Origin of the sequence: Flavobacterium bizetiae (assembly GCF_902804475.1) — a bacterium.
Classification (GTDB): Bacteria; Bacteroidota; Bacteroidia; order Flavobacteriales; family Flavobacteriaceae; genus Flavobacterium; species Flavobacterium bizetiae.
The window spans coordinates 45,386-71,475 of the sequence record NZ_CADCSU010000114.1 but is presented as its reverse complement, the minus strand read 5'-3'; the positions used below and the strand labels follow the sequence as shown (position 1 = coordinate 71,475).

The following is a 26,090-nucleotide window of genomic DNA, read 5'->3' as shown; positions in this document are numbered from 1 at the left end:
GGAAATAGAAATTTAAGAAAATCAATGCATTTGCCGGCACTAACAGCAGTAAAATGGGATGATAATTTTAGGGAGATATATGCACGATTAATATCTAAGCATGGAATTAAAATGAAAGCACTGGTAGCTATTCAAAGAAAAATACTCGAATTAATATATATCTTATTTAAAAATGAAACAATTTATGACAAAGAGTACGTAAAAAAAATAGCGTGAAAACACAAATGGTTTTACACGCTATAGAGACTAGCTCAATGACTGTCTTGAAAAGCAAAACTAATAAAAATTAAGATTTAAATTTGGAAATCAACACAGAATCTTTGCGGTTAAATTTTATAATTCCATAAAAAAAGCCTCCCAAATTGGAAGGCTTTTGTATAAATAAAAACAGTTATTAGTTTTTAACGTGTTTTGCATATTTAGTTTTGAATTTATCAATACGTCCTGCAGTATCGATAAGTTTAGATTTACCAGTATAAAAAGGGTGAGATGTTCTAGAAATCTCCATTTTTACAACTGGATACTCAACTCCGTCAACTTCAATTGTTTCTTTTGTATCTGCAGTAGATTTAGTGATAAAAACTTCGTCATTTGACATGTCTTTAAATGCAACTAATCTGTAATTTTCTGGGTGAATTCCTTTTTTCATCTTTTCTTTTTATTTATTGTTTAGAGCATTTTATTTTGAAGCTTTTTCATGGTTAGAAAAAGGTGTAAACAAAGGATACTCTTTTTTTGTTTAAAACTTTTTATTATTTCAGAGTGCAAATTTACAATTCTTTTTTAATCTACAAATGTTTAGGTCACTTTTTTTTAGTTAAATTCAAAAAGCTTTTTTATCTCTCATATATTGGGAATTGCTATATTTGTGGATTAATTAAACTAAATAATTTATGGATAAAAATATATCTCCTGCTAAGTCAGGAACTATGTACGGTCTTTTGTTCGGTGTTATAATGGTTTTAGAGTTTGTCATTATGTATGTAATTGGCATGAAATCATTAGTAAATTCAAGTGTTGGAGTAATTGTAAATATCTCAAATTATTTAGTATTACCTCTTATATTTATTTACTTAGGTTGCAATCATTATAAAAAGGATATCAACAACGGATTCATATCTTTTTCTGAATGTTTAAAAACAGGGATTTCAATTACTGTTCTTGCAGGCCTGGTATATGCTATATTTAGTGTAATTTTTAATCTAATATTTCCTGAATTCATAAATGAAATGCTGGAGATTTCTAAAGAAGGAATGATTACTCAGAATCCTAATATATCATCAAAAGAATTAGAAATGGGACTTAGCATGGTGAAAAAATTCATGAATCCATTAATTGTTCTTCCAGTAACACTTGTCATGTATTCATTAATTGGATTAATATACTCTCTAATTATCGGAGCAGTAGTAAAGAATGACAAACCTTAAAGTCTATAATAAAATATAAATGAATTTATCTATACTTATACCGCTTCTTAACGAAGAGGAATCACTAAAAGAACTCTATTCGTGGATTATTAAAGTGATGCAATCTAACAATTACTCTTATGAAATCATTTTTGTAGATGATGGAAGTACAGATGATTCTTGGAATATTATTGAAAGTTTTTCTAACGAAAACCCTAATGTAAAGGGAATTCGCTTTATGAAAAACTTTGGAAAATCACAGGCGCTGCATGCTGGTTTTGCAAAAGCACAAGGAGACGTTATTATTACCATGGATGCGGATTTGCAGGATAGTCCGGATGAGATTCCAGGATTATACGAAATGATCACGGCTCAGAAATTTGATTTGGTTTCAGGCTGGAAAAAGAAACGTTACGACTCTGTTGTAGCGAAAAATCTTCCGTCGAAACTTTTTAACTGGGCAGCCAGAAAAACTTCGGGTGTTGAATTGAATGATTTCAACTGCGGATTAAAAGCTTATAAAAATACGGTGGTAAAAAACATTGAGGTTTCGGGCGAAATGCACCGTTACATTCCTGTTTTGGCAAAAAATGCCGGTTTTAATAAAATTGGAGAAAAAGTAGTGATTCACCAGGCACGTAAGTACGGTGAAACTAAATTTGGAATGGAGCGTTTTATAAACGGTTTTCTGGATTTGATCACGATTTGGTTTTTATCCCGATTTGGAAAAAGACCTATGCACTTATTTGGTGCGATGGGTTCATTAATGTTTATTATCGGTTTTTTAGCAGCCGGATATATAGGTATATCTAAATTATACCATATGTATAACGGAATGAAATATAGCCTTGTAACCAGTAATCCTTGGTTTTTTATTGCTTTAACTACCATGATTCTAGGAACTCAACTGTTTCTTGCAGGTTTTCTTGGTGAAATTATTTTAAGAACTAAAAGCAACGAAGCACGTTATAAAGTTGCCCGAGAGGTTAATTTTTAACGTGAAGTCCTAGCCCTGATGGTAGCGGCATCCTTTTGTGGCGGGGTTCGCCACAAAAGATATAGCGGAAAGCAGGATTAGCTCCTGAAAATTATTACTACTTTAATTTAAATATAAAAATATACGAATGATGAATATAGCACCTAATATTTTAAATGCTGTAAACGAATGGTTGACACCTACATTTGACAACGATACACAAGCTGCGGTTAAGGAATTAATGACTACCTCGCCAAAAGAACTTGAAGAGAGTTTTTATAAAAATCTTGAATTTGGAACTGGCGGAATGCGCGGTGTTATGGGCGTTGGAAACAACAGAATTAACAAATATACGCTTGGAAAAAATACTCAGGGATTGTCTGATTATTTGCATGAGGTTTTCCCTAATCAGCCTTTAAAGGTTGTTATTGCTTACGATTGCCGTCATAATAGCAATACTTTAGCTAAAGTAGTAGCTGACGTTTTCTCTGCAAACGGAATTCACGTTTATTTATTCTCAGATTTACGTCCGACTCCTGAATTGTCTTTTGCTCTTAAATATTTAGGTTGCCAATGCGGAATCGTACTTACGGCTTCTCATAATCCGCCGGAATATAACGGATATAAAGTATATTGGGAAGATGGAGGACAAATTGTTCCTCCGCAGGATGGGGCAATTATTAATGTAATCGAAAATTTAAGCTACGATAAAATTAAGTTTAATTCTAACGAAAGCCTGATTGAATATATCGATACTGAAATTGATAAGGCTTTTGTAAAATCGTCTATAAAAAACGCAAGTTTTAATACTCCGGCTGAAGCCAAAGATAATCTGCAGATTGTTTTTACTTCGTTGCACGGAACTTCTATAAAATCTATTCCTGATACTTTATCGCAAGCGGGTTATACGAATGTGCATATTGTTCCAGAACAAGCTGAACCAAACGGGGATTTCCCAACGGTAAAATCTCCAAATCCTGAAGAGCCTGAGGCTTTGACTATGGCTTTGGCTTTGGCAGACAAAACCAATTCTGATATTGTTGTAGGAACTGACCCTGATTGCGACCGTCTTGGTGTTGCGGTTAGAAACAATGATGGCAAAATGATTTTGCTAAACGGAAATCAGACCATGATTTTGATGACTTCTTTCTTATTGAAACAATGGAAAAAAGCCGGAAAAATTAATGGCAAACAATTTGTAGGTTCTACGATTGTTTCTACTCCGATGATGATGGAATTAGCCACTAGCTACGGCGTTGAATGCAAAGTTGGTTTGACTGGTTTTAAATGGATAGCTAAAATGATTAAAGATTTCCCGGAACTCGAATTTATTGGAGGCGGTGAAGAAAGCTTTGGTTTTATGGTTGGTGATGCTGTTAGAGATAAAGATGCTGTTGCAGCTACTTTATTAATATGCGAAGTTGCAGCTCAGGCAAAAGCAGCAGGAAGCAGTGTTTACAATGAACTTTTACAACTTTATGTTGAAAATGGTTTTTATAAAGAACATTTGGTTTCGTTAACTAAAAAAGGAATGGAAGGCTTGCAGGAAATTAATCAGATGATGATTGATTTACGTCAAAATCCTTTGAAAGAAATCAGCGGACAAAGAGTAATTATGGTCGAAGATTATCAATCGTCTATTGCTTTAAATTTATTGACTGGTGAGGAATCTACAATGGATATTCCGAAATCTAACGTGTTGATTTATTATACTGAAGATGGTTCTAAAATTTGTGCAAGACCAAGCGGAACTGAACCTAAAATTAAATTCTACATTAGCGTTAATGCAGAATTAGATTCGGTTGCCAATTTTGATGCTGCAGAAAGTTTCTTAGACGAAAAAATTCAAAATATCATTGCAGGAATGCAATTGAAATAATAACATTACCGAAATAGTAGTCAGATTGATTATCCAACTAAAAGTTAAAATTGCATAACGACAACAATCAAAATACTCTATTTCAACAAATTATAATTTTGCACACATTGTGTGCAAAATTTCAGCTACAATTCTAAGTAAATTATTATAGAATTATTACTGAAAAACTCGAAAGAGTAATTGCTACAGCAGAAAAAAACATATATAAATAAATGAGTAACATAAAAAAAATAATTCCCTTTATATATCCGTATAAAAAATATGCATTCTTAAACATTTTTTTCAATGTTTTGTATGCGCTTTTTAGCACGCTTTCGTTTGTTGCTTTAATACCAATGCTTCAGGTATTATTCGATAAAAACAAACAAATTACGGAAAAACCGGTATATCATGGAATTTTAAAAATTCAGGATTACGGCCAGGATTATTTAAGCTATTACATTACCACTACAAAAGGCACGCATGAATCCGGGTATGTCTTATCGATTATGGTCGCGATTATCATTTCGATCTTTTTACTTAAAAACTTAGCCGATTATGCCGCTATGTTTTTTATCACTTTTTTACGAAATGGTGTTTTAAGAGACATGCGAAATGCAATGTACAAGAAAACATTGGAGTTGCCTTTGGCCTTTTATTCTGAAAAAAGAAAAGGAGATGTTATCTCAAGAATTTCAGCTGACGTAAATGAGGTACAAAACTCATTTCTGGCTATTCTGGAACTTATTGTAAAAGAACCTCTGACTATTATTTTCACCATCACTACAATGCTGATTATTAGTCCTAAACTAACGCTTTTTGTTTTTATTTTTATTCCTGTTTCGGGTTATATTATTTCATTAATTGGAAAACAGCTAAAAAAACAATCTACTAAAGCACAACAGGAACAAGGAACTTTTTTATCGACTATAGAAGAAACTATTGGAGGCCTGAAGGTGGTAAAAGGATATAATTCTGAAAATTATTTCAACACCGTTTTTCAAAATTCTACAGAACGTTTTTTTAATTTATCAAATAACATTGGTAATCGCCAGAATTTAGCCTCTCCCGCAAGTGAATTTATGGGAATTACTGTAATTGCTATTTTATTATGGTATGGAGGACAAATGGTTTTAATTGACAAAAGTCTAGATGGCGCTGCTTTTATTGCCTATATGGGATTAGCATATAATATCTTAACTCCGGCAAAAGCGATTTCTAAAGCTTCTTATGGAGTAAAAAGAGGAAATGCCGCAGCAGAACGTGTTCTTGAAATTTTAGATCAGGAAAACCCGATTACTTCTAAACCTGACGCTATTGTAAAAACATCTTTTGATGATAGTATCGAAGTTAAAAACATCAATTTTAAATATCAGGACGAAACCGTTTTAAAAGACTTTTCTCTTACTATTAAAAAAGGACAAACCGTAGCACTTGTTGGACAATCCGGAAGTGGAAAAAGTACGATTGCCAACCTGATGACTCGTTTTTATGATGTAAATGACGGTACTATTTCTATAGACGGAATCAACATCAAAGACATGAACCTGCAATCTCTTCGTGGATTAATGGGATTGGTCACACAAGACAGTATTTTATTTAATGATACTATAAAAGCGAATATTTCGTTAGGAAAATTAGACGCTACAGATGACGAAATTATTGAAGCGCTAAAAATCGCCAATGCTTTTGAATTTGTGAATGAGTTGCCTTTAGGAATTTATACCAATATTGGAGACAGCGGAAACAAACTTTCAGGAGGACAAAAACAACGTTTATCAATTGCCCGTGCTGTACTAAAAAATCCTCCAATTATGATTTTGGATGAAGCAACATCAGCTCTGGATACAGAAAGTGAAAAATTTGTTCAGGTGGCGTTAGAGAATATGATGCAAAACAGAACTTCGATCGTAATCGCACACCGTCTTTCGACTATTCAAAAAGCAGATTTGATTGTTGTTATGCAAAAAGGAAAAATAGTAGAACAAGGAACGCATGATCAATTAATCAATCATAACGGAACTTATAATAAACTGGTAACGATGCAGTCTTTTGAATCGTAAATAAAAAGATTAGACTTTTAGCCACAGATTGTACAGATTAACACAGATTCTTTTTTTAACGAAATAAAATCATTTTAATCTTTACGATCTGTGGCTTTTTTTTTTAGAATAAATTTTAAAACTTAAAAAATGTATCTCAATAATCCGAACATAACGCTTCCTGATGATCCAGATACAATTGTTTGGAAATACTTAGACTTATCTAAATTTCTTGATTTATTATTGTCTAAAAAACTATTCATGTCCCGATCTGACAAGTTTGAAGATCAATACGAAGGTACTTTTAGCGAACCTACTTTTGAGGAGATTAAAAAACTTGCCGCTGATAATCCTGAATTTTTAAGTTATTACAAGACACATCGCGAAAAAGTGGCTATTAGCAGCTGGCATATTAACGAATACGAATCTTTTGCTATGTGGCAGATTTTCACTCAAAATAGTGAAGGATTAGCGATTCAGTCGACTATTGGCAGATTACAAAAAGCAGTAAGACCTGAAAATAATTTTGACCAGTATATTGGCGAAGTCAATTACATCGACTATAAAAAAGAATATATTCCGTTTGATGATTTGTTCTTCCCGTTTCTATTTAAAAGAAAAAGCTTCCAATATGAGCGTGAAGTACGTATTCTTACCGACACTTCAAAAAGCGACATCAAACTAAATGACGGTTTAAAAATAAACGTTGATCTTAAACAATTAATCGAAAGGATCTACATTCATCCAAAATCTGAAAACTGGTACAAAAAACTCGTCATTGATTTAGTAGACCGTTTAGGTTTTGATTTTGACATTGAAAAATCTGATCTCGAAAGCGACATATTGATATAGAGGCGCTAAGCTACTAAGGTTCTAAGGTGCTGAGGTTTTTTTGCCAAATTATATAGATTAAAAGAGTCTTAACCATCGTCTTAAAAGAAAAAGCTGTTTAAAAATTAATTGATTTAATTTTTAAACAGCTTTTTCTTTTTGATTCCAAATCTTAGTAACTTAGAACCTTAGTAACTTAGAATCTTTAAATAGGTTTATAACTCTTAACCTCCCATTTTTTAGATCCTAAATCTATGTAGTTATAGTGTAAAACGTCATTTTTATCAAATTGTCCGTTTTGGTTGGTATCTTCAATTGTTCTGAAATACAAACGACTTTTAGATTCTACTAAACTCCAATCTATTAATTCCTGAAAATCTTCGGAAATCTTTGTGAAATTTTCTCCGCTGATATTACTTAGATATAATGTTTTAATATCTCCTGAATCAATTTTACCGTCTTTATTAGTATCTGAATCAGCAAGAGTATAAACCATAATTTGGTTTTGAGTTCTGTCTGCAACTGACTTTAAATAAGTAGCCGTTAAGATCAAAGCCGGCTTATCTGTTAAAGGACGAATAGAATCTGAATCTATTTTTTGAAATTTTAAATTTTGTAAATATCCTGTAATTTCATACTCCCCTAAATTAGAAATAGTAAAGCTTACATCATTTACACTAGACGATCCGTAGCGTGATTTGGTTCCCTTTTCGAAAACACGTAAATCACCAACAGGATGAATTAAATAACTCGTTCCTTCCATCTGAATAGGTAAATCGGCTATTTCAATCTGCGTTGAATCCGTCTTTGACACCACATTTGATTTATTGGCAGCATCATAAATTACTTTCGGTTTCTGAACTTCATCTTTACAACTCGCTAATGTTCCGATGATTGCTAAGGCTATATAGGTTAAGGATCTTTTCATGTAAGCTAATTATATTAGGATATCAAATATAGTATTTTTGATTGTATTATTTCGTTTTATTGAATTTTACTAAGGCAAAGATGTTGAGAACTACGATTCCCAGATAAGCTAGAAAAAGATACCAATACTTTTTATACAGCGCTAAAACATATTGAAATTGCTTTTCTTTCCGTTCTTTTAAGACAAACTCTTTATTAGCTTCCCAATAACCACATGTAATGGGAGTTATTTCTCGTAAATTTTTATCAGCCTTCGGTTTTGGCAACATTAAAACAAAAAAATCATTGTTATATTGTTGGTAAGTAGGCATTTGTTCAATTGCTAAAATATCCAAAATTCTAACATAAACTTCATAAGCCATTTTATTTCCCAAATGAATCTGAACACCATTTATAGTATCATTTTCACGATTCATCTTCCTTAAAACAGTCTGAAGATTTTTTAAGTCTTTAGATTCTAAAACTTCAGAACTATTAAAATTAAAAACCTGATAATTTCTTTTAATAGATTCCAAATTTGACTTGGTAAAAGACTTTTCAGGAAAATAGATATCAATACATCCTTCGCTCTTAAAGACATCTTTTCTATACCAAGAATACAAACACAACAACGGAATAAAAACCAAAGATATTATTCCCGGCACGTAAAAAATTCTTTTTCTTTTTTCACGCTTATTTATCATAACCGCGCGTTTAGCTTAATATTAAAAACTCTCGAAGTCATATAATTCGGAATGGCGTATTGATTTTTAGAATACACATCGCGAACCCAAGTATTGGTTATTGCGTTTTGATTATTAAATAGATTAAAAATCTCTAATCCTACGGATAGTTCTTTAAAGTTTTTCAACCACTTTGCTTTGGCTACTTTCGTACTATTATCTACAAAAACTTTGGCAAAACCAACATCTGCTCTTCTATAATCATTCAAGCGATTTTGATACAAATAAGGATCAGAATATGCAGGAGATCCACCAGGCAAACCGGTATTGTAAACCAAGTTAAGATATAATTTCACACTCGGAATATTAGGCATATAATCCTGAAATAACATGGCAAATTTTAAACGCTGATCTGTTGGTCTGGCGATATAACCTTTATTCTCGTAATTCTCTTCGGTTTTTAAATACCCGAAACTAATCCAGGATTCTGTTCCGGGCACAAACTCTCCGTTCAGTCTAAAATCAAGACCTTGCGCGTAGGCTGTTGCATTATTATTGGCGATATAACGAATTCTCACATTATCGATCGAATACACATTTACATCAGAAAGTGATTTATAATACAATTCCGTCACCCATTTAAAAGGGCGATTCCACATCTTAAAATTATAATCATTACTCAAAACAATATGTACAGATTCTTGCGCTTTTACATTTGGATTGACAACGCCATTCAGATCACGAAGTTCTCTGTAAAATGGTGGCTGATGGTATATTCCGCCCGAAAGCCTGAAAACCATATCCATATCCCAATCCGGCTTAATAGCAAACTGAGCACGCGGACTAAACACTATTTGATTTTTTCCTTCGATCGCAGCACCGGAAACATCCCAACTCTGAAAACGGGCTCCCAAATTATACCAAATCTGACTAGATCCCAATTCTGATTTTTTATTGTATTGGGCATAACCCGAAAATCTGTTTATAGTATTAAAGTTTGTAGCGCGAACATTTTGATACGGCAAAAGCGGCCCGGTATAAGGTTCGTACGGTTGATTATTTTTTGGCAAAATAGCAATTGGCGGATTGATAGAAAAACCAGCTGAATCGATCATCTCCCACTCTACAATTCTGTCACGAATAGATTCTCTGGTGTATTTTAAACCAAACTCTAATTGACTGTCGTTTTTCCATTCCTTAAAACCTTTAATTTCTGCGTTTGCAATTAAAGCATCCAAATCATTTCTGGCATGATTGAGCTGCGAACCAATTCCTCGTGTAAAATCGACTTGAGTTGGGCCGTCCTCGCCTATGTTTCCTAAACGGTATTGTGCCAAAATATCAAAATGCTCTTCCTCTATAGTATGAAACAGCGATCCGATAAACTTTAAGGTTAGAGTTGGCGATACTTTGTAGGTTGTCTTTAAAGCTCCAAAATAAGTGTCATATTGATCCCGCTCTTTGCCTTCGTAATATACCGCAAGCGACATAGGCTGATCTATAGTTCCAAATTTAGTTTCGCGTGTTAATGGCTGGTATAAATATTTATTCTGCGAAATATTACCTAAAAAACTCACTTGCCATTTATTCGAAATATCATAATTAATATTCGTTTGAATATCGGCAAAACTAGGCGTATAATTGGTTTGTGTATCCTGACTATTCACCAATAAACTATTATTCCGATAACGCACTCCGGTTACTGCTGACCATTTTTTGTTTTTAGAAACGGCATCAACAGAAATGCTTACGCCCAATAAACTGGCTTCTAATGATGCGCCAAACTGAGTTGGTTTTCTATACGTAATATCTAAAACAGAAGATAGCTTATCCCCAAATTTGGCCTGAAATCCTCCAGCCGAAAAATCAACATTCTGAACTAAATCTGTATTGGTAAAACTCAAACCTTCTTGCTGTCCGGAACGAATTAAAAACGGACGATACACTTCGACTTCGTTTACATACACTAAATTCTCATCATAATTACCGCCACGAACGGCATATTGCGTACTTAGTTCATTGTTTGAATTTACTCCGGGTAATGTTTTTAGAATATTTTCTATTCCTGCGTTTGCTCCGGGAATTTTTTTAATTGTAGCTGCATCAACAGTAGCAATACCCTGAACACGTTTTTTATTTCGGGAAGAAACAAAAACCTCTCCCATTTGTTCTTCAGAGTTATTCATTACAGGATTAAAAACAAAAACCTCATTCGGCTTTAAATTCACTGTAAGACTCATCATTTTTAAAGAAATATGAGTAAAAATCAGCGACGTTTTTTTATTTGAAGGTACATTAATTTCAAAAAAACCGTTTGCATCAGATTGTTTTGTTGCTCCTAAAGAGGTAACATTTACATCTGAAACAGGTCGATTTTGCTCATCTAAAATAACACCTTTAACATGAGCACTTTGGGCAAATGAAAAACACGTAATGCATAAAAAAAGAAAAACAAATAGTAGCTTATTATGGTTCAATCGCTTTGGTTTTATTTTTGTTGACTTCTAAAAAAACGAGTTTCAAAGATAGCAGAATTACCCACATTATCAATTACTTCTATTTTTAAATCATTTTCACCTTCCAGTAACAATTCATTATCAAAAGTGTGCGTAATTCTTCTGGCTTTATTTTCATATTCAAACAAAACCCACTTTCCGTTTAGGTATCCGTTGTACGATTTTATTCCTGATGCAGCATCGCTAATGGTAAAGTCAATTTTTTTCTGGTCACTGATCCATTTTCCTTCAACAGGTTTTGCAATTCTAATCACCGGAGCAATGGTATCGAGAACCAAACCATATTGACCAAGTATTTTAGCTTTGGCAGTAAAAACATCCCCTTTTCTAATGGTTCCGTTATAACTCGTTCCTTTCCCTATATAAAGTTTATCTCGCAAAGATTCAGGATAAGTATCATCTTTAATCGTAATTGTAAAGTTTGAATGTACGGGAACGGTATCATCATGAATGTAAACTTTATTATTTTTTACATCAAAATTCATATTAAAATCATCGTAGAAAGTTCCTGCCGGAAAGAAAACCGACATATTATCTTTCTCGAAATTTGAATCTTTATTGTATCTAATGAAATATTTTGACGTTACGGGTTCTGCCTGAACAAGTGGAGTTGCCGTATCGTACTCGATTGGAACTGTAATTGAATTTTGATTTCCGAAATAATCAGAAACTTCAATTCTGTACATCGAAGCAAGATTTGGCTGAGCCGAAATTATACCGCGATCTGCATCTGTTTTGATAATGCTTAAAGCAAAAGGCGTTTTCATAAAAAGTTTCTGAACGCGCTGACTTGTCTTTTTATATCTTGAATAATCAATAAAAGCATTGATGTAACGCATTTCATCAAACGAATAGGTATTAAACTGATAATTGTAGTTTTGATTTCCGTTTAAAAAACTGGAAACATTAAATACGCCATTTTTGTTATGAGAAACATCATCGGTATCTACCGCATTGATTCCAAAACCAATTTTTCCATTGGTTTTTACTTTACCCGCTAAATAAGTTCCGTCTTTTTGAAGCGTCATACTAACCAGCAATGGCTGCTTAGACTGATTTACCGTTGCATTATCTAAAGGATAAACATACAAACCTGACAATGTTGGCTTTTTCGTATCCTTAATATTTTTATCAAAACCAAAAAATATCGGATTGATCACAAATTCCGTTTTAGAATCACGAATTTCAAAATGCAAATGTGGTCCTTCAGAAGAACCTGTATTTCCCGAAAGTCCAATAATTTGCCCTTTTGTAACCGGCAATTCGTTTGGTTTTGGGAACATTTCGATTTCGTATGCTTTTTCTTTGTAATGTGTTTTTTTTACATATTCCTGAATTTCACCTACAGGAGTTTGTAAATGTCCATAGACTGAGGTATATCCGTTCGCATGGGTAATATAGATACATTTTCCGTTACCGAAAGTCGAAATTTTTATTCTTGAAACATATCCGTCGGCAATGGCATGAACACTTAATCCTTCTCTTTGATTCGTTTTTAAATCGAACCCGGCATGAAAATGATTGGGCCTTAACTCCCCAAAATTACCGGAAAGTTGCATTGGGATATCAAGCGGCGGGCGGAAATCATTCTTTGGATATTGCGTTTGGGCAAAAATAAATGGACAAAAAAATAAGGCAAATAGTGAGGATTTCATAAACAACATTTTTGCTAAGATAAAAAATTAACAAGCCAAAACCGAGTAAAAAGCTACAAAAATACAATTAATTGAATTTCATTTAATTGGTTATTTTTAATGTAAAAAAATCGATAAAAAATTGCATTAATAAAAAGGAATACTAACTTTGTATGATTAAGTAATGAATAGGATTTACAATGAGTGTAATTGCAGAAATAATTGATACTCTTGAATATAAAGTCGAAAAGCTTTTTGAGAAGTCAAAAGGTTTAGAGAAGCACAATCAGGTATTACAATTAGAATTAGCCAAAGCTGCGCAAATTATCCAGAAACAATCTGAAGAAATGGAGGCTTTGAAGAAGCAATATGACACACTTAAGATAGCCAATTCGTTGCTCGGCAGCGACAATAACAAGAGAGAGACAAAGCTTAAAATAAATTCATTAATTCGCGAAATTGATTACTGTATAGCACAACTATCAGACTAGAAAGACATGGACGGAAAGCTAAGAATTAAAATATCAATTGCAGACAGAGTTTACCCATTAACGGTAGAACCAACTCAGGAAGAAGGACTTAGAAGTGCTTCTAAAAAAATTGATGCTATGATCAAGCAATTCGAAGAAAGTTACGCGGTTCGTGATAAACAAGATGTTCTGGCTATGTGTGCCTTGCAATTTGCATCACAAGTAGAACAAAAACAAATTGATAACGCAATCGATGGCGAAGAAACCATCGAAAGAATTAAAAGATTAAATTCGCTATTAGATCAATATCTCGAAAATTAAACGTTCTTTACAGAAACTAAGATACTGCCTACATTAGTTCACAATTGGTAAACTCAACACTAACAATTTAGAATGAGCAAATCGTCGCTACTATAGTATGCCCTCCTTTTGGCTGGGAAACTTGAACAGTGAGTTAGCTCAAAACTTGTCTTTACGAGTTTATTCAAGCAATTAATGTAGGCTTTTTTTATATATAAATTTTAACAAACATGGACATAATAACGATCATTATTTCAGGTATTATAGGGATTGCGGCAGGTTTTGCAATCGCTAAAATTATCGAAAAAAGCAATATTTCTAATCTAATCAAGAACGCAAAAAAAGAAGCTTCTTCAATTTTAAAAGATGCTAATTTAGAAGCAGAGAACATTAAAAAAGATAAAATTCTTCAGGCTAAAGAAAAATTCATTGAATTAAAATCTGAGCATGAACAAGTTATTTTAGCGAGAGATAAAAAAGTAGCAGAAGTAGAAAAAAGAGTTCGCGATAAAGAATCTCAGGTTTCTAACGAACTTTCTAAAGCTAAAAAAGTAAACGACGATTTTGAAGCTAAAACAAATGAATACAACAACAAAATTGAAGTTTTAGATAAAAAACAAGCTGAAGTTGACAAACTACACAAAAGTCAATTGCAACAACTTGAAGTAATTTCAGGGCTTTCTGCTGAAGAAGCAAAAGAACAATTGGTTGAAGGTTTAAAAGCCGAAGCGAAGAGTAAAGCAATGTCTCATATTCAGGATACCATTGAAGAGGCTAAACTTACAGCACAACAAGAAGCTAAGAAAATTATCATCAATACCATCCAGAGAGTTGGAACTGAGGAAGCAGTTGAAAATTGCGTTTCAGTATTTAACATTGAATCTGATGATGTAAAAGGTAGAATTATTGGTCGTGAAGGTCGTAACATTAGAGCGCTTGAAGCTGCAACCGGAGTAGAAATCATTGTTGATGATACACCGGAAGCTATTATCCTTTCTTGTTTTGATCCGGTTCGTAGAGAAATCGCCCGTTTGTCATTGCACAAATTGGTAACTGACGGACGTATTCACCCGGCAAGAATTGAAGAAGTTGTTGCTAAAACAGCTAAACAAATTGACGACGAAATTATCGAAGTTGGTAAACGTACGGTTATTGACTTAGGAATTCACGGTTTACACCCGGAATTGATAAAAGTTGTTGGTAGAATGAAATACCGTTCATCTTACGGACAAAACTTATTGCAACATTCAAGAGAGGTTTCTAAACTTTGTGGTATCATGGCGGCTGAATTAGGGCTTAACGTAAAACTGGCAAAAAGAGCAGGTTTACTACATGATATCGGTAAAGTGCCGGATACTGAAAGTGATTTACCTCACGCATTATTAGGTATGCAATGGGCGGAGAAATATGGTGAAAAAGAAGAAGTTTGTAACGCCATTGGAGCTCACCACGACGAGATCGAAATGAAATCATTACTTTCTCCTATCGTTCAGGTTTGTGATGCTATTTCAGGAGCAAGACCAGGTGCAAGACGTCAGGTTTTAGATTCATACATTCAGCGTTTGAAAGATCTTGAAGAAGTAGCTTACGGTTTTAGCGGTGTAAAAAATGCATACGCAATTCAGGCTGGTAGAGAACTACGTGTAATTGTAGAAAGCGAAAAAGTTTCTGATGATAATGCAGCAAACTTATCTTTCGAGATTTCACAAAAAATCCAAACTGAAATGACTTATCCAGGTCAGGTAAAAGTAACTGTAATTAGAGAAACAAGAGCAGTAAATATTGCGAAGTAATCTCTAAACTCTATAAAATAATAAAGGCTATCTTCTACAGATAGCCTTTATTATTTATATTAATTTATGATTTTAAACATCATTAAAGATGATTTTAAAACTTGTACCTACTCCAACCTCACTTTCTACAGAAATCGTTCCTTTCATCGCTTCAATTTGGTTTCTGGTAATGTACAAACCAATTCCGCGGGCTTCCTGATGTTTGTGAAATGTTTTATACATACCAAACAACAAATCACCGTAAACATTCAAATCAATACCCAATCCGTTATCGGTAATTTTTAAGGATTTATGTCCTTCGGGTTCAATCGAGAAATCAAAAACAATAACAGGATCACGGTCCGGATGTGCATATTTTATGGCATTTGTTGCAAAATTCAACAAAACACTTTCCATATAAGCCGGATTAAAATTAATAGTGAGATATTTAGGAACGTTATTTATTATCGTAACATTCTTTTGTTTATCAAACCCTTTAATAGTCGAGATCGTTTTATCGATATACTCACAAAGTTTTAATGGCACAACCGCAATATTGATATTGCTTTGCGTTTTTACAATCTGAGTTAAATTTGAAATCGTATCATTAAGATCGTTAGAAACTGTTCTTAAATGCTCCAGCATTTCATTAACTGTTTGTCGTTCGATATCGGCATCAATAAAATCTAAAATCGATTTGATATTACCCGCCTGCGTATTTAAATTATGCGAAACGATATGCGAAAAATTAACCAGTCGGCTATTTTGATCACTGTATAGTTTCATGGTTTTTAAAAGTTCTAATTCTTTTTCTTTTTGCAAAGAAACATCGGTATGCGTACCAATAACACGTAATGGTTTTCCGTTTTCATCTCTTTTAATCACTTTGCCGCGATCCAGAATCCATTTATAATTTCCACTCGAAGTCATTACGCGATGATAATTTTCGTAATACGGAATTTTATTATCAAAATGCTCCTGGATATCAGAATAGTATTTAGGCAAATCATCGGGATGAACAATTTTATCCCAGCGCTCAGGATCATCAAAAATATCAGTAGAATCAAGTTCTAAAATTTTTAATGATAATGAAGAATAAAATACGTTATTGGTCACCATATCCCAATCCCAGATTCCTGCAGTAGAAGCTTCAAGTGCAAACTGAAAACGTTCTTCGGATATACGCAGCTTTTCTTCCTTATCTTTTAGTTCTGTAATATCAGAAACGTGACCGTAAAAACTAACACAACCATCCACGGGAGACAATTCAGTTTTAGAAGAAATCTTAAACCAACGCAATCCTTTTTTAGGCAAAATCGCTCTAAACTCGATTTGCCAGGGTTTCACTTCTCGACGGGCTTTGACTAAGGAATCAAAAAAGAAATCGCGATCCTGCGGAAAAATTCTATCGTAAATAATGACTTTAGGGTCGTTTGAAAACATCTCGGCAGTAAGCTCGAAAATTTCATCAGCTGATTTACTGACAAGGGGAAAAGTATAATTATTATCGCAATCAATAACAAACTGAAAAAGTAAATCAGGCATTTCTGCAAATAGCTTCTTGTAAAAATTATTTACCTCTAAGCAATCCTCATTTCCATATAAATCAAAAACCATATATTACTTATTTATGTAGATTCAATTATTTAAAATAATATCTCAACAAAAAAGAACAAAAAAGAGACTCAGTTCATGTTTTTTTATTTCCTAATTAATATAAAATATTACACAATATATTAAATTTTCACTTAAAATGGCTTGTCTTGGCAAAAAATTATTTTCTCGGATGGTAGGAATGCATGACTTCTTTTAGAAAACTTCGATCTAAATGCACGTAAATTTCAGTTGTTGTAATCGATTCGTGACCCAACATTAATTGAATGGATCTTAAATCGGCACCATTTTCAAGTAAGTGAGTTGCAAATGAATGCCTTAAGGTATGCGGACTAATGCTTTTATGCAGGCTTATCTTTACCGCCAAATCTTTGATAATCGTAAAGATCATAGCGCGCGTAAGCTGATTGCCTCTTCGGTTCAGAAACAAGGTATCTTCATGACCTTTTTTTATGGTAAGGTTTACACGAACTTCTTTTTGATAAATCTGCATGTATTTTTGAGTCAGTTTGCCAATGGGTACAAAGCGCTCTTTGTTTCCTTTTCCGGTTATTTTTATAAAACCTTCATCAAAAAACAAATCGGATATTTTAAGCGAAACCAATTCTGAGACCCGGAGACCGCAACCGTACAAGGTTTCTAACATAGCACGATTTCGTTCGCCTTCGTTAGAACTAAGATCTATCGCAGCAATTAGCGCATCTATTTCCATTACAGATAGGGTATCGGGTAATTTACGACCTGTTTTAGGCGTTTCGATTAATTCAAGCGGATTATCATTTCTGTAATCTTCAAAAACCAGATAATTAAAAAAGCTTTTCAATCCCGAAATAATACGGGCTTGCGAACGCGGATTAACTTCTTTGGCAACAGCATAAATAAATTGCTGTATGGTTTCTTCGCTGATCTTTAAAGGCGAAACATCAATTTGATTGGTTTCTAAAAAAAGACACAATCGTTCGATATCAAAACCATAATTCTCAATGGTGTTTTTCGACAACCCTCTTTCGATGCGTAAATACGATTGATAATCTTTTATATACCTGCTCCAATTCATACTTACAAAGTAAAACATTTTTAGATATAAAAAAACCTCCCTGATGAGGAAGGTTTTTAAAATATATTGATGTTAATATTAAAATTTATAAGCTAATGATAATGCAAAATTGCTGTTTTTAAAGCTTGCATCATACAAATCAGGATATTGAGAATCATCAGATACATCATTAATATCTGTTAAACCAATTGTGTAACGCACATTTCCTGAAATATTTTCTGTAAAATTATACCCCAGGCCAAGATTAAGTCCATAATCTGTCGATTTATACAAATCACCAATATCTACTCCACTACTTTTAGCCGATAATAAAAACCCAATTTGTGGTCCGGCTTCAACAAAAAAAGCATCTGTAACATAATATTTAGCTAAAACGGGAATATTTAAATAATTGAGTTTGACGTTTGTATTCGAATCGCCATCATAACCTTCGATAGTAGTTCCCTGGGTAGAAAACAAAAACTCAGGCTGAATCGCAAATTTTTTCGAAATTTTTATTTCTGCAAATCCTCCAATATGAAAACCGGCCAACGATTTAACATCTTCCTGATAGCCTGTAAAATTAGAAATATTCAACCCTCCTTTTACTCCAAATCTGGTTGACTGGGCATTTGCAAACACAAATACCAAACATGTTACAATTGATAAAGTAATTTTTCTCATTTCTATAAATTTAAAATTAAAGAACCAATACAACAATAAAAAACAGAATATTCTTATACAAATATAAAAATTTATCTTTAACCTAATTTATTTAAGTAATTAGTTTTCAAAACTATGACAAGCAGAAATAAAAAAACCTTCCTGAATCAGGAAGGTTTCTTAAGTATGAAATTATCTTATTTAATTAGAATTTGTATCCTACCGCTAAAGCAAAATTACCGTTTCTAACAGTATAATCCTCAAAATCATCACCATTATCATTAACAGGAGATAAACCAAGAGTATAACGAAGACCTACTGAAAGATTTTCTGTAAAGTTGTATCCAGCTCCTAAATTGAAACCAAAATCTACAGATTTAGTAAAATCTTTGATATCTTCACCGTCAGATTTTGCTGATACTAAAAATCCAATTTGTGGACCTGCTTCTACTGAAAAAGCTTCTGTAATAAAATATTTCGCTAAAACAGGAACGTTAATGTAATTTAATTTAGTCTTAGAATCACCCTCAATATCGTCAAATTTAGCTCCTTGAGTAGAGAATAAAACCTCAGGTTGAATTGCAAATTTATCAGTAAGTTTGATTTCAGCAAAACCACCTACTTGAAAACCTACTAAAGATTTAGCATCTTCAGCGTCACCTGTTAAAGTAGAAAGGTTAAGACCAGCTTTAACTCCAAATCTTGTTTCTTGAGCGCTAACACTCATAAATGCCATAACTGCGATTGCAGATAAAAGAACTTTTTTCATTATTATTTGTTTTGGCTAAATTAATTCGGGGCAAATATAGAAATATACTTACCAAAAAATTACTTGTATTTTAACATTTTTTGTAGTAACTAGGCGCAAAATCTTATTAAAAATGAACTTTTCTTACAAAAAAGCCTTCCTAAACAATTTAGGAAGACTTTATAAAATTATGCTTGAAATTGGCTAAAATTTGTATGCCGCAGAAAATGAGAAAACGCTATTATGAAGTTTAGTATCGTCTCCTGCCTCAGTTTTCGCGATGTTCGCTAATCCTAAATTATATCTTGCTCCTATTGCAAAATGTTCTGTAAAATCATAACCTGCTCCAAAATTTAATCCAAAATCGATTGATTCGAAACTGTCTTTAACATCGTCTTCAACGGTTTGACTAAATCCATCTAATTTTGTTTTTGTTTTTGCTGAAGTTAAAAATCCAATTTGCGGACCAGCCTCGATACTAAATTTTTCTGCTACATAATACTTAAACATCACCGGCACATTGATATAGGATAAATTAAAATTAATATCTCCCGTAAAAAATTCATCGTCTAAGTAATCTCCAATATTTGCAATTTTAGTTCCCTGAGTAGAGTACAAAAGTTCCGGCTGAATAGAAAATTTTTCAGAAAGTTTTATTTCTACAAAGCCTCCAACATTAAAACCTGCTCTTGATTTTAAATTAGCTCCATCTGTATCTCCTGTAAAGTTCGAAATATTTAGGCCACCTTTAAGACCATATTTAACATCTTGTGCATTTGCGAAGCCAAATGCCATAACTGCAATTGCAGATAAAATAACTTTTTTCATTTTATTTTTTTGGTTGATTAATTTCGCCAAATATAGAAATATACGTATTAAAAACTGGAATAAATCAGATACTATAATTTTGGGTGGTAAATTCTTATTATCAAAAATTTTGAGCATAAAAAAACCTTCCTGAAATCCAGAAAGGTTTTTTGAGATTATTTAATACTAAGTAATTAGAATTTATAAGCCAGAGATAACGCAAGGTTACTGTTTTTAGCACTATTGTAATAATCATCTTCATTATCAATATCTTTATCTGAAAGAGGAGATAAACCAATAGTATAACGAAGACCTACTGAAAGATTATCAGTAAAACTATAACCCGCTCCAATGTTAAAACCAAAATCTACTGATCTTGTATAATCTTTAATATCTTCACCATCAAGTTTTGCAGACAATAAAACACCTAATTGTGGTCCTGCTTCAACACTAAATTTTTTATCTACTATATAATATTTTGCTAAAACCGGAATATTTAAATAATTCAATTTATAATCGTAATCTCCTCCAAAACCATCAAATTTACTTCCCTGCGTTGAGAATAAAAGTTCTGGTTGGATAAAAAATTTCTCTACAACATGAATTTCAGCAAAACCTCCAACGTGAAAACCAACTAATGATTTAGTATCGTCAACATCTCCGCCAACTACTGTTGAAAGGTTAAGACCTCCTTTTATTCCAAATCTTGTTTGTTGTGCATTAGTAAATCCAAATGCCATTACTGCTATAGCAGCTAAAATAATTTTCTTCATTTTAATTTGTTTTGGGTTAAATTTAATAATCAAATATAAAAATATACTTCACAAAAAATAATTTGCTTTTTAACAAATAAAGTGGTAATTAGACAGTTAACCTTACTAGAGACAAACTAACAACTCTTATTTTGTTATAAACAAAACAACCCTAAACAAAAAAACCTTCCTAAATACTTAGGAAGGCTTTTGAAAAATAGTGTAATTCTGGTATTAGAAATGCAATGCAAAACCAATATTAAATTGAAGAACATCTTTACCTGTACCATAATTGTCGTTTAATGTTACATTATAACGAACACCAGGCTCAATAGAAATATTGTTTCCAACAAACCATGCGTAACCACCCTGAATTCCTAAGTAAGATGGATTTTCATCTGCATCTTTTACGCTTGCTCCTGTATAAGAAAGTTCAAATGGAATTTTGTTGATTACATAATATTTTGCTCCTACTTTGTATGAAAAAATAGAACCTCCATAATCAGCTCCGGTATCACCATAACCTAAACCAACTTTTACAGCCAAATTATCCATAACAAAGTAACCACCTTCTGCTCCAATGTTCCATTGTGTTTCTCCATCTTCTGAGCTCAATGCAAAACCTGTATTACCAAGTCCATTTCCTCCAAAAGAAGTATTACCTTCTATAAGATATTTTCCTTTTTTAGTTTGCTCTTGTGCACTAGCAAAACCAACTGTCATTACTGCAATAGCAGCTAAAATAATTTTTTTCATGTTTACAATTTTTGTTTGTTATTATTTCATAAAAATAATCCTATACTTGTTAAAAAAAGTCCAAAGGAAGACTGAAAAGTATCAAAATAAGCCAGAATTGATAATGAAACAAAAAACTGAAATTCAAAGGATTAAAGACAAAAACATAAAATAAAGAGCAGAAATAACAGAAATGAGTGCGAATTTTATTAATTATTTAAACCAATATGTAAAACAATAAAATCAAAATAATGTAGTTTTGACTAATAGATAACGTTAAAAAATACCAAATTTTAAAAAACACTTTTATGAAAAAAATAATTTTAGCAGCTGTTTTGTTCCTAGCAACATCAGCTACAATGCAAGCACAATTACTACAATTTGGAGTTAAAGCAGGGGTTAACTTTGCTAGTCAGACGGGTGATGCAGGTCTGGAAGGAGTTGCATTTGATAAAGACGGAATTACTAGCTACCATGTGGGTGTAGTTGCAGAAATCAAATTATTAGAAAAATTCTCTATTCAACCAGAGCTTTTATATTCTACACAAGGTGCAACATACAAAAATGCAGTATCTGAATTTAAAAATGAATTAGGATATTTATCTATTCCAGTAATGGCTAAGTTTTACTTAAATAATACTTTCAGCTTAGAAGTTGGTCCTCAGGCATCATTTTTATTAAGTGAAAAAAATGATTTTGATGTTAAGGATGGAGAAACTTTCGAATTTGGTCTTAATGCCGGATTAGGTGTAAAGCTTACTAAAAATATTTTCCTTCAAGGTCGTTATGGTTTAGGATTAACAGAGGCTTCGAAAAATGCTGATGTTAAAAACTCAACTTTCCAAATTTCTGCAGGATTCTTATTCTAAAAAATATATAACATACTTTTATAAAAACCGTTCTATTAATTAGAACGGTTTTTTTATTTTTACACAGTTCAATACCAATTGCAAAATCAATTAAAATGTAAATTGCAATTCTAATATCAATAAAAAAATATTTTTTCAAAATAACTTAAATATGAAAATCGCTATTATCAACGGACCCAATTTAAATCTTCTAGGAAAAAGAGAACCCGAAGTTTACGGAAGCCAGACTTTTGAAGATTATTTTGAAATGTTGCAAAAAGCATATCCAAACATCGAACTTTCGTATTATCAAAGTAATATCGAAGGCGAATTAATTGGAAAAATTCAAGAATTCGGTTTTACTTATGACGGAATCATTTTGAATGCGGGCGCTTATACCCATACTTCAATTGGTTTAGGAGATGCAATCAAAGCAGTTACAACACCTGTAATCGAAGTACACATTTCGAATACTTATGCACGCGAAAGTTTCAGACATCAATCATATCTTTCCGGAAATGCAAAAGGTGTTATTTTAGGTTTTGGTTTAAAAAGTTACAATCTGGCCATTCAGTCTTTTTTATAAGTATTTATTTAACAAATTTTTAATAAGCTCATTTTTAACTTATTCTATTTTTGTTAGACAAACCACTTACATGAAAAACTATACTTTACTAGCCTTTTTATTTTTTTCAATTTCCAATTTTGCCCAAATAAAGGGAACTATAACCGATGAAAAAGGGAATCCCCTGCCCTTTGTTTCTGTGTTTGAAGAAAACACTTATAGCGGAACTACTTCGAACGAACAAGGAAAATACCAACTCAACATAAAGAAGGTTGGTAAAAACAAAATCGTTTTTCAATACTTAGGTTTCAAGACTCAAAAAGTAGATGTTTCCGGCGATTCGAAGACAATTGTTTTAGACATCAAAATGCAGGAAGAAAGCTTTGCCTTAAACGAGGTTGTAATTGATCCTAAAAAAAATCCTGCCGATGCAATTATCAGAAGTGCTATAGCAGAAAAAAAAGACAACTCAGATAAAACGGCACGATATACGGCTGATTTTTATTCGAAGGGAATGTTTAAAGTGAAAGATTTGCCGAAAAAAATTCTGGGCAAAAAAGTAGATCTTGGTCAGGATATGGCCTCCAATCTGGATTCGACAGGAACAGGAATTTTATATTTATCTGAAACAATTTCTAAAATTACTTTTGAAAAACCGGACAAATTAAAAGAGAAAATTATTGCTTCTAAAATTTCCGGAAACAATAAAGGATATAGTTATAACACTGCTTCGTTATCGACCTACGATTTTTATGATAACACACTTGACTTTGATGTTAAGCTCATCTCTCCTATTGCTGATAACGCTTTCAGCTATTACAAATACAAGCTCGAAGGAACATTTTATGATGATAACAATCAGCAGGTTTACAAAATTAAAGTAATACCAAAACGTGATAAAGAACCTGTTTTTGAGGGTTATATTTATATTGTCGACGATAGTTTTGCCATTTATGCCCTGGATTTAGATATAAAAGGGTACCGAATGAAGAATGAATTTACTGAAGTCATGACCCTAAAACAAAGCTTTAGTTACAACACAAAAAATAAAATCTGGACAAAAAACGCACAAACGCTGGATTTTAATGCGGGCATCTTTGGCGTAAAATTCTCAGGGAAATTTAATTATGTATATTCTAATTATGAGTTTCCAGCTTCGTTTGAGAAGAAAACTTTTGGAAATGAAATTGTTGCTTTTGAAGCCAATGCCAACAAAAAAGATGACGCTTTCTGGAATCAGATCAGGCCAATTCCGCTAACCATTGAAGAAAGTACGGATTATACTAAAAAAGACAGTTTGCAAACCATCAGAAAATCTCAAAAATATATGGATTCGGTAGACACAAAAAACAATAAGTTTAAAGTCACCGATATTTTAATGGGATATGATTATAAAAACACTTTCAAAAAATACTCGTTTGATTACAAAGGATTATTAAACATCGCTTCTTTAAGTTTTAATACCATTCAGGGTTTTAATTTAGATTCTGGTTTCTCGTTTAAAAAATGGAATGAAGACGAAGGTAAAAGCACTTCGATAAGCACGACTTTTAATTATGGTTTTTCAGATGAGCGATTTAGGATTACCGGAGATTTTACACATAAGTTCAACAACATAAATTTTGCCACTATGAATGTTTCGGGAGGAACAAAAGTGGCTCAATTTAATGGTTCCGAACCCATAAGTAAGCTGGTCAACTCTGTAAGTTCTTTATTTTTTAAGGACAATTATATGAAATTGTATAATCTGGAATATGCTCAGATTGGCTATTCGCAAAACATTCTAAATGGCGTAAACTTATTTGGAAAATTGGGTTACGAGCAACGAAAACCCCTCTTTAATACAACTGATTATTCTTTCTTTAAAAAAGATGATATTTATTCTTCTAATAATCCGTTGGCACCAAATGATTTTACAACACCGGCTTTTGATCCACATCATTTATTTAAAGCCGTAATAAGTACCCGAATTAACTTTGGCAACAAATACATTTCAAGACCTGACGGCAGATACAATATTAAAAATGATAAATATCCAACTGTATTTTTAGCTTTCGAAAAAGCATTTGCCGCGAGCGAGAAAAAATACGAATTTGAACGCATTGGAGCTTCTGTTGTTTACGATTTATCATTAGGCAATAAAGGAACTCTGGGAATGAATTTAAGAGCAGGAAAGTTCTTTAATGCCGAAAATATTTCGTTTATCGATTACAGACATTTTAACGGAAATCAAACGCATATAGGAACAAGCGAACGTTATCTGAATGTTTTTAACCTAATGCCATATTACGCCAATAGCACCAACGACAGCTATTTCGAAATGCATTTAGAACACAATGACATGGGATATATTATGAATAAAATTCCGCTTTTGAATCTTTTAAAATCAACCATGAATCTTGGTTTTCATTCGCTGGCCATTCCGGATCGTAAACCTTATACTGAATTTACCGTTGGTTTGGATAATCTTGGTTTCGGGAAATTTAAACTGTTCAGAGTCGATTATGTACATTCTTATCAAGGCGGTATTCAACAAAATGGTGTCGTATTTGGGTTGAAGATTTTGAACGTATTAGATTAAAGGTACTGAGGTGCTAAGGTTCTAAGATTCTAAGTTTTTTTTCCCAATCTTGTCATCCCGAGGAACGAGGGATCTTCGTTAGTAACTCGACAAAGATTGGCGATTTTGATTGTGGTATTTCTTGCGAAGGTCCCTCGTTCCTCGGGATGACAAGATTGTGTATTGCTTTTGCATATAAACTCTCATTACCTGAGTGCGCGTTAGGGATGGAAGCGGCATCCTTTTTATTTTTTCTTTAAAAATAAAAAGATACAGCGGACAGCCCGGGCCGGAGGTAACGCCAAAAAAAATCCGTCTACTCTTTTAGAATAAGCGGATTTTTTTATTTATCGTTACAAAAGAAAACC

At 32.8% G+C, this 26,090-nt stretch carries 23 protein-coding genes and 1 pseudogene; 12 read left to right on the top strand and 12 right to left on the bottom strand.

What is annotated here, in order from left to right; all coding sequences use genetic code 11:
- Positions 1-216: pseudogene (locus FLACOL7796_RS24705) on the top strand (IS110 family transposase); the annotation flags it as partial.
- A gap of 178 nt (positions 217-394) precedes the next feature.
- On the opposite strand, the gene FLACOL7796_RS16185 reads toward FLACOL7796_RS24705, so the two are convergent.
- Positions 395-649, bottom strand: coding sequence for a type B 50S ribosomal protein L31 (locus tag FLACOL7796_RS16185; RefSeq protein WP_029272307.1), 255 nt, complete (start codon positions 647-649; stop codon positions 395-397).
- A 244-nt stretch (positions 650-893) separates the two neighbouring features.
- On the opposite strand from FLACOL7796_RS16185, the gene FLACOL7796_RS16180 reads away from it, so the two are divergent.
- From FLACOL7796_RS16180 to FLACOL7796_RS16160, 5 genes are all read left to right on the top strand, one after another.
- Entirely contained in the window at positions 894-1,427 is a 534-nt protein-coding gene (locus tag FLACOL7796_RS16180; RefSeq protein WP_173971766.1) for a DUF4199 domain-containing protein, read from the top strand.
- Positions 1,428-1,446: 19 nt separating this feature from the next.
- Positions 1,447-2,403 (top strand): glycosyltransferase family 2 protein, encoded by a 957-nt coding sequence (locus FLACOL7796_RS16175; protein ID WP_173971765.1) that lies wholly within the window; start codon positions 1,447-1,449, stop codon positions 2,401-2,403.
- 130 nt (positions 2,404-2,533) lie between these two features.
- Positions 2,534-4,261 carry a phospho-sugar mutase gene (locus tag FLACOL7796_RS16170; RefSeq protein ID WP_173971769.1) on the top strand — a complete coding sequence of 576 codons (1,728 nt, stop codon included), beginning with the start codon at positions 2,534-2,536 and terminating at the stop codon, positions 4,259-4,261.
- A gap of 212 nt (positions 4,262-4,473) precedes the next feature.
- A complete protein-coding gene (locus FLACOL7796_RS16165) occupies positions 4,474-6,303 on the top strand; it encodes an ABC transporter ATP-binding protein (RefSeq protein WP_173971764.1) in 1,830 nt (609 codons plus the stop codon).
- 129 nt (positions 6,304-6,432) lie between these two features.
- Complete coding sequence (locus tag FLACOL7796_RS16160) at positions 6,433-7,134, top strand: hypothetical protein (RefSeq protein WP_173971763.1); 702 nt, start codon at positions 6,433-6,435, stop codon at positions 7,132-7,134.
- A gap of 184 nt (positions 7,135-7,318) precedes the next feature.
- On the opposite strand, the gene FLACOL7796_RS16155 is transcribed toward FLACOL7796_RS16160, so the two are convergent.
- From FLACOL7796_RS16155 to FLACOL7796_RS16140, 4 genes are read right to left on the bottom strand one after another with little or no spacing between them, the layout of a single operon-like run.
- Positions 7,319-8,041, bottom strand: coding sequence for a hypothetical protein (locus tag FLACOL7796_RS16155; protein ID WP_173971762.1), 723 nt, complete (start codon positions 8,039-8,041; stop codon positions 7,319-7,321).
- 46 nt (positions 8,042-8,087) lie between these two features.
- Positions 8,088-8,723: a hypothetical protein gene (locus FLACOL7796_RS16150; RefSeq protein WP_173971761.1), complete on the bottom strand. Its 636-nt coding sequence runs from the start codon at positions 8,721-8,723 to the stop codon at positions 8,088-8,090.
- Positions 8,720-11,179, bottom strand: coding sequence for a TonB-dependent receptor (locus tag FLACOL7796_RS16145; protein ID WP_173971760.1), 2,460 nt, complete (start codon positions 11,177-11,179; stop codon positions 8,720-8,722). The genes FLACOL7796_RS16150 and FLACOL7796_RS16145 overlap by 4 nt, the downstream gene beginning before the upstream one ends.
- Positions 11,180-11,190: 11 nt before the next feature.
- On the bottom strand, positions 11,191-12,873 hold the full coding sequence (locus tag FLACOL7796_RS16140) for a M23 family metallopeptidase (RefSeq protein WP_173971759.1): 1,683 nt from the start codon (positions 12,871-12,873) through the stop codon (positions 11,191-11,193).
- Between the two features lie 179 nt (positions 12,874-13,052).
- Here FLACOL7796_RS16140 and FLACOL7796_RS16135 point away from each other — a divergent pair, with 179 nt between their 5' ends.
- The 3 genes from FLACOL7796_RS16135 (at position 13,053) to rny (ending at position 15,415) form a co-directional block, all read left to right on the top strand.
- Positions 13,053-13,343, top strand: a complete 291-nt coding sequence (locus FLACOL7796_RS16135) for a hypothetical protein (RefSeq protein ID WP_173971758.1) — start codon at positions 13,053-13,055, stop codon at positions 13,341-13,343.
- Positions 13,344-13,349: 6 nt separating this feature from the next.
- Positions 13,350-13,643, top strand: coding sequence for a cell division protein ZapA (locus FLACOL7796_RS16130; RefSeq protein WP_041516860.1), 294 nt, complete (start codon positions 13,350-13,352; stop codon positions 13,641-13,643).
- A gap of 209 nt (positions 13,644-13,852) precedes the next feature.
- Positions 13,853-15,415: a ribonuclease Y gene (gene rny, locus FLACOL7796_RS16125; protein WP_173971757.1), complete on the top strand. Its 1,563-nt coding sequence runs from the start codon at positions 13,853-13,855 to the stop codon at positions 15,413-15,415.
- A gap of 72 nt (positions 15,416-15,487) precedes the next feature.
- On the opposite strand, the gene FLACOL7796_RS16120 is transcribed toward rny, so the two are convergent.
- The 7 genes from FLACOL7796_RS16120 to FLACOL7796_RS16090 form a co-directional block, all read right to left on the bottom strand.
- Entirely contained in the window at positions 15,488-17,011 is a 1,524-nt protein-coding gene (locus FLACOL7796_RS16120) for a sensor histidine kinase (protein WP_173971756.1), read from the bottom strand.
- Positions 17,012-17,168: 157 nt separating this feature from the next.
- Positions 17,169-18,065, bottom strand: coding sequence for a site-specific tyrosine recombinase XerD (gene xerD / locus FLACOL7796_RS16115; protein WP_173971768.1), 897 nt, complete (start codon positions 18,063-18,065; stop codon positions 17,169-17,171).
- Between the two features lie 78 nt (positions 18,066-18,143).
- Positions 18,144-18,728, bottom strand: a complete 585-nt coding sequence (locus FLACOL7796_RS16110; protein WP_173971755.1) for a porin family protein — start codon at positions 18,726-18,728, stop codon at positions 18,144-18,146.
- A 184-nt stretch (positions 18,729-18,912) separates the two neighbouring features.
- A complete protein-coding gene (locus FLACOL7796_RS16105) occupies positions 18,913-19,476 on the bottom strand; it encodes a porin family protein (protein WP_173971754.1) in 564 nt (187 codons plus the stop codon).
- 183 nt (positions 19,477-19,659) lie between these two features.
- Positions 19,660-20,283, bottom strand: a complete 624-nt coding sequence (locus tag FLACOL7796_RS16100; RefSeq protein ID WP_173971753.1) for a porin family protein — start codon at positions 20,281-20,283, stop codon at positions 19,660-19,662.
- A 173-nt stretch (positions 20,284-20,456) separates the two neighbouring features.
- Positions 20,457-21,035, bottom strand: a complete 579-nt coding sequence (locus tag FLACOL7796_RS16095) for a porin family protein (RefSeq protein WP_173971752.1) — start codon at positions 21,033-21,035, stop codon at positions 20,457-20,459.
- Positions 21,036-21,248: 213 nt separating this feature from the next.
- Positions 21,249-21,770 carry a porin family protein gene (locus FLACOL7796_RS16090; RefSeq protein WP_173971751.1) on the bottom strand — a complete coding sequence of 174 codons (522 nt, stop codon included), beginning with the start codon at positions 21,768-21,770 and terminating at the stop codon, positions 21,249-21,251.
- 287 nt (positions 21,771-22,057) lie between these two features.
- Between FLACOL7796_RS16090 and FLACOL7796_RS16085 the strand changes: the two genes are divergently transcribed.
- From FLACOL7796_RS16085 to FLACOL7796_RS16075, 3 genes are all read left to right on the top strand, one after another.
- Positions 22,058-22,618 carry a porin family protein gene (locus FLACOL7796_RS16085; RefSeq protein WP_173971750.1) on the top strand — a complete coding sequence of 187 codons (561 nt, stop codon included), beginning with the start codon at positions 22,058-22,060 and terminating at the stop codon, positions 22,616-22,618.
- 151 nt (positions 22,619-22,769) lie between these two features.
- Entirely contained in the window at positions 22,770-23,183 is a 414-nt protein-coding gene (gene aroQ, locus FLACOL7796_RS16080) for a type II 3-dehydroquinate dehydratase (RefSeq protein WP_173971749.1), read from the top strand.
- 70 nt (positions 23,184-23,253) lie between these two features.
- Positions 23,254-25,743: a DUF5686 and carboxypeptidase regulatory-like domain-containing protein gene (locus tag FLACOL7796_RS16075; RefSeq protein WP_173971748.1), complete on the top strand. Its 2,490-nt coding sequence runs from the start codon at positions 23,254-23,256 to the stop codon at positions 25,741-25,743.
- Positions 25,744-26,090 lie beyond the last annotated feature (347 nt).

Coding starts and splice junctions, on each gene's coding strand:
- FLACOL7796_RS16185 (WP_029272307.1), bottom strand. CDS start 649: ATGAAAAAAGGAATTCACCCAGAAAATTACAGATTAGTTGCATTTAAA.
- FLACOL7796_RS16180 (WP_173971766.1), top strand. CDS start 894: ATGGATAAAAATATATCTCCTGCTAAGTCAGGAACTATGTACGGTCTT.
- FLACOL7796_RS16175 (WP_173971765.1), top strand. CDS start 1,447: ATGAATTTATCTATACTTATACCGCTTCTTAACGAAGAGGAATCACTA.
- FLACOL7796_RS16170 (WP_173971769.1), top strand. CDS start 2,534: ATGAATATAGCACCTAATATTTTAAATGCTGTAAACGAATGGTTGACA.
- FLACOL7796_RS16165 (WP_173971764.1), top strand. CDS start 4,474: ATGAGTAACATAAAAAAAATAATTCCCTTTATATATCCGTATAAAAAA.
- FLACOL7796_RS16160 (WP_173971763.1), top strand. CDS start 6,433: ATGTATCTCAATAATCCGAACATAACGCTTCCTGATGATCCAGATACA.
- FLACOL7796_RS16155 (WP_173971762.1), bottom strand. CDS start 8,041: ATGAAAAGATCCTTAACCTATATAGCCTTAGCAATCATCGGAACATTA.
- FLACOL7796_RS16150 (WP_173971761.1), bottom strand. CDS start 8,723: ATGATAAATAAGCGTGAAAAAAGAAAAAGAATTTTTTACGTGCCGGGA.
- FLACOL7796_RS16140 (WP_173971759.1), bottom strand. CDS start 12,873: ATGAAATCCTCACTATTTGCCTTATTTTTTTGTCCATTTATTTTTGCC.
- FLACOL7796_RS16135 (WP_173971758.1), top strand. CDS start 13,053: ATGAGTGTAATTGCAGAAATAATTGATACTCTTGAATATAAAGTCGAA.
- FLACOL7796_RS16130 (WP_041516860.1), top strand. CDS start 13,350: ATGGACGGAAAGCTAAGAATTAAAATATCAATTGCAGACAGAGTTTAC.
- rny (WP_173971757.1), top strand. CDS start 13,853: ATGGACATAATAACGATCATTATTTCAGGTATTATAGGGATTGCGGCA.
- FLACOL7796_RS16120 (WP_173971756.1), bottom strand. CDS start 17,011: ATGGTTTTTGATTTATATGGAAATGAGGATTGCTTAGAGGTAAATAAT.
- xerD (WP_173971768.1), bottom strand. CDS start 18,065: ATGAATTGGAGCAGGTATATAAAAGATTATCAATCGTATTTACGCATC.
- FLACOL7796_RS16110 (WP_173971755.1), bottom strand. CDS start 18,728: ATGAGAAAAATTACTTTATCAATTGTAACATGTTTGGTATTTGTGTTT.
- FLACOL7796_RS16105 (WP_173971754.1), bottom strand. CDS start 19,476: ATGAAAAAAGTTCTTTTATCTGCAATCGCAGTTATGGCATTTATGAGT.
- FLACOL7796_RS16100 (WP_173971753.1), bottom strand. CDS start 20,283: ATGAAAAAAGTTATTTTATCTGCAATTGCAGTTATGGCATTTGGCTTC.
- FLACOL7796_RS16095 (WP_173971752.1), bottom strand. CDS start 21,035: ATGAAGAAAATTATTTTAGCTGCTATAGCAGTAATGGCATTTGGATTT.
- FLACOL7796_RS16090 (WP_173971751.1), bottom strand. CDS start 21,770: ATGAAAAAAATTATTTTAGCTGCTATTGCAGTAATGACAGTTGGTTTT.
- FLACOL7796_RS16085 (WP_173971750.1), top strand. CDS start 22,058: ATGAAAAAAATAATTTTAGCAGCTGTTTTGTTCCTAGCAACATCAGCT.
- aroQ (WP_173971749.1), top strand. CDS start 22,770: ATGAAAATCGCTATTATCAACGGACCCAATTTAAATCTTCTAGGAAAA.
- FLACOL7796_RS16075 (WP_173971748.1), top strand. CDS start 23,254: ATGAAAAACTATACTTTACTAGCCTTTTTATTTTTTTCAATTTCCAAT.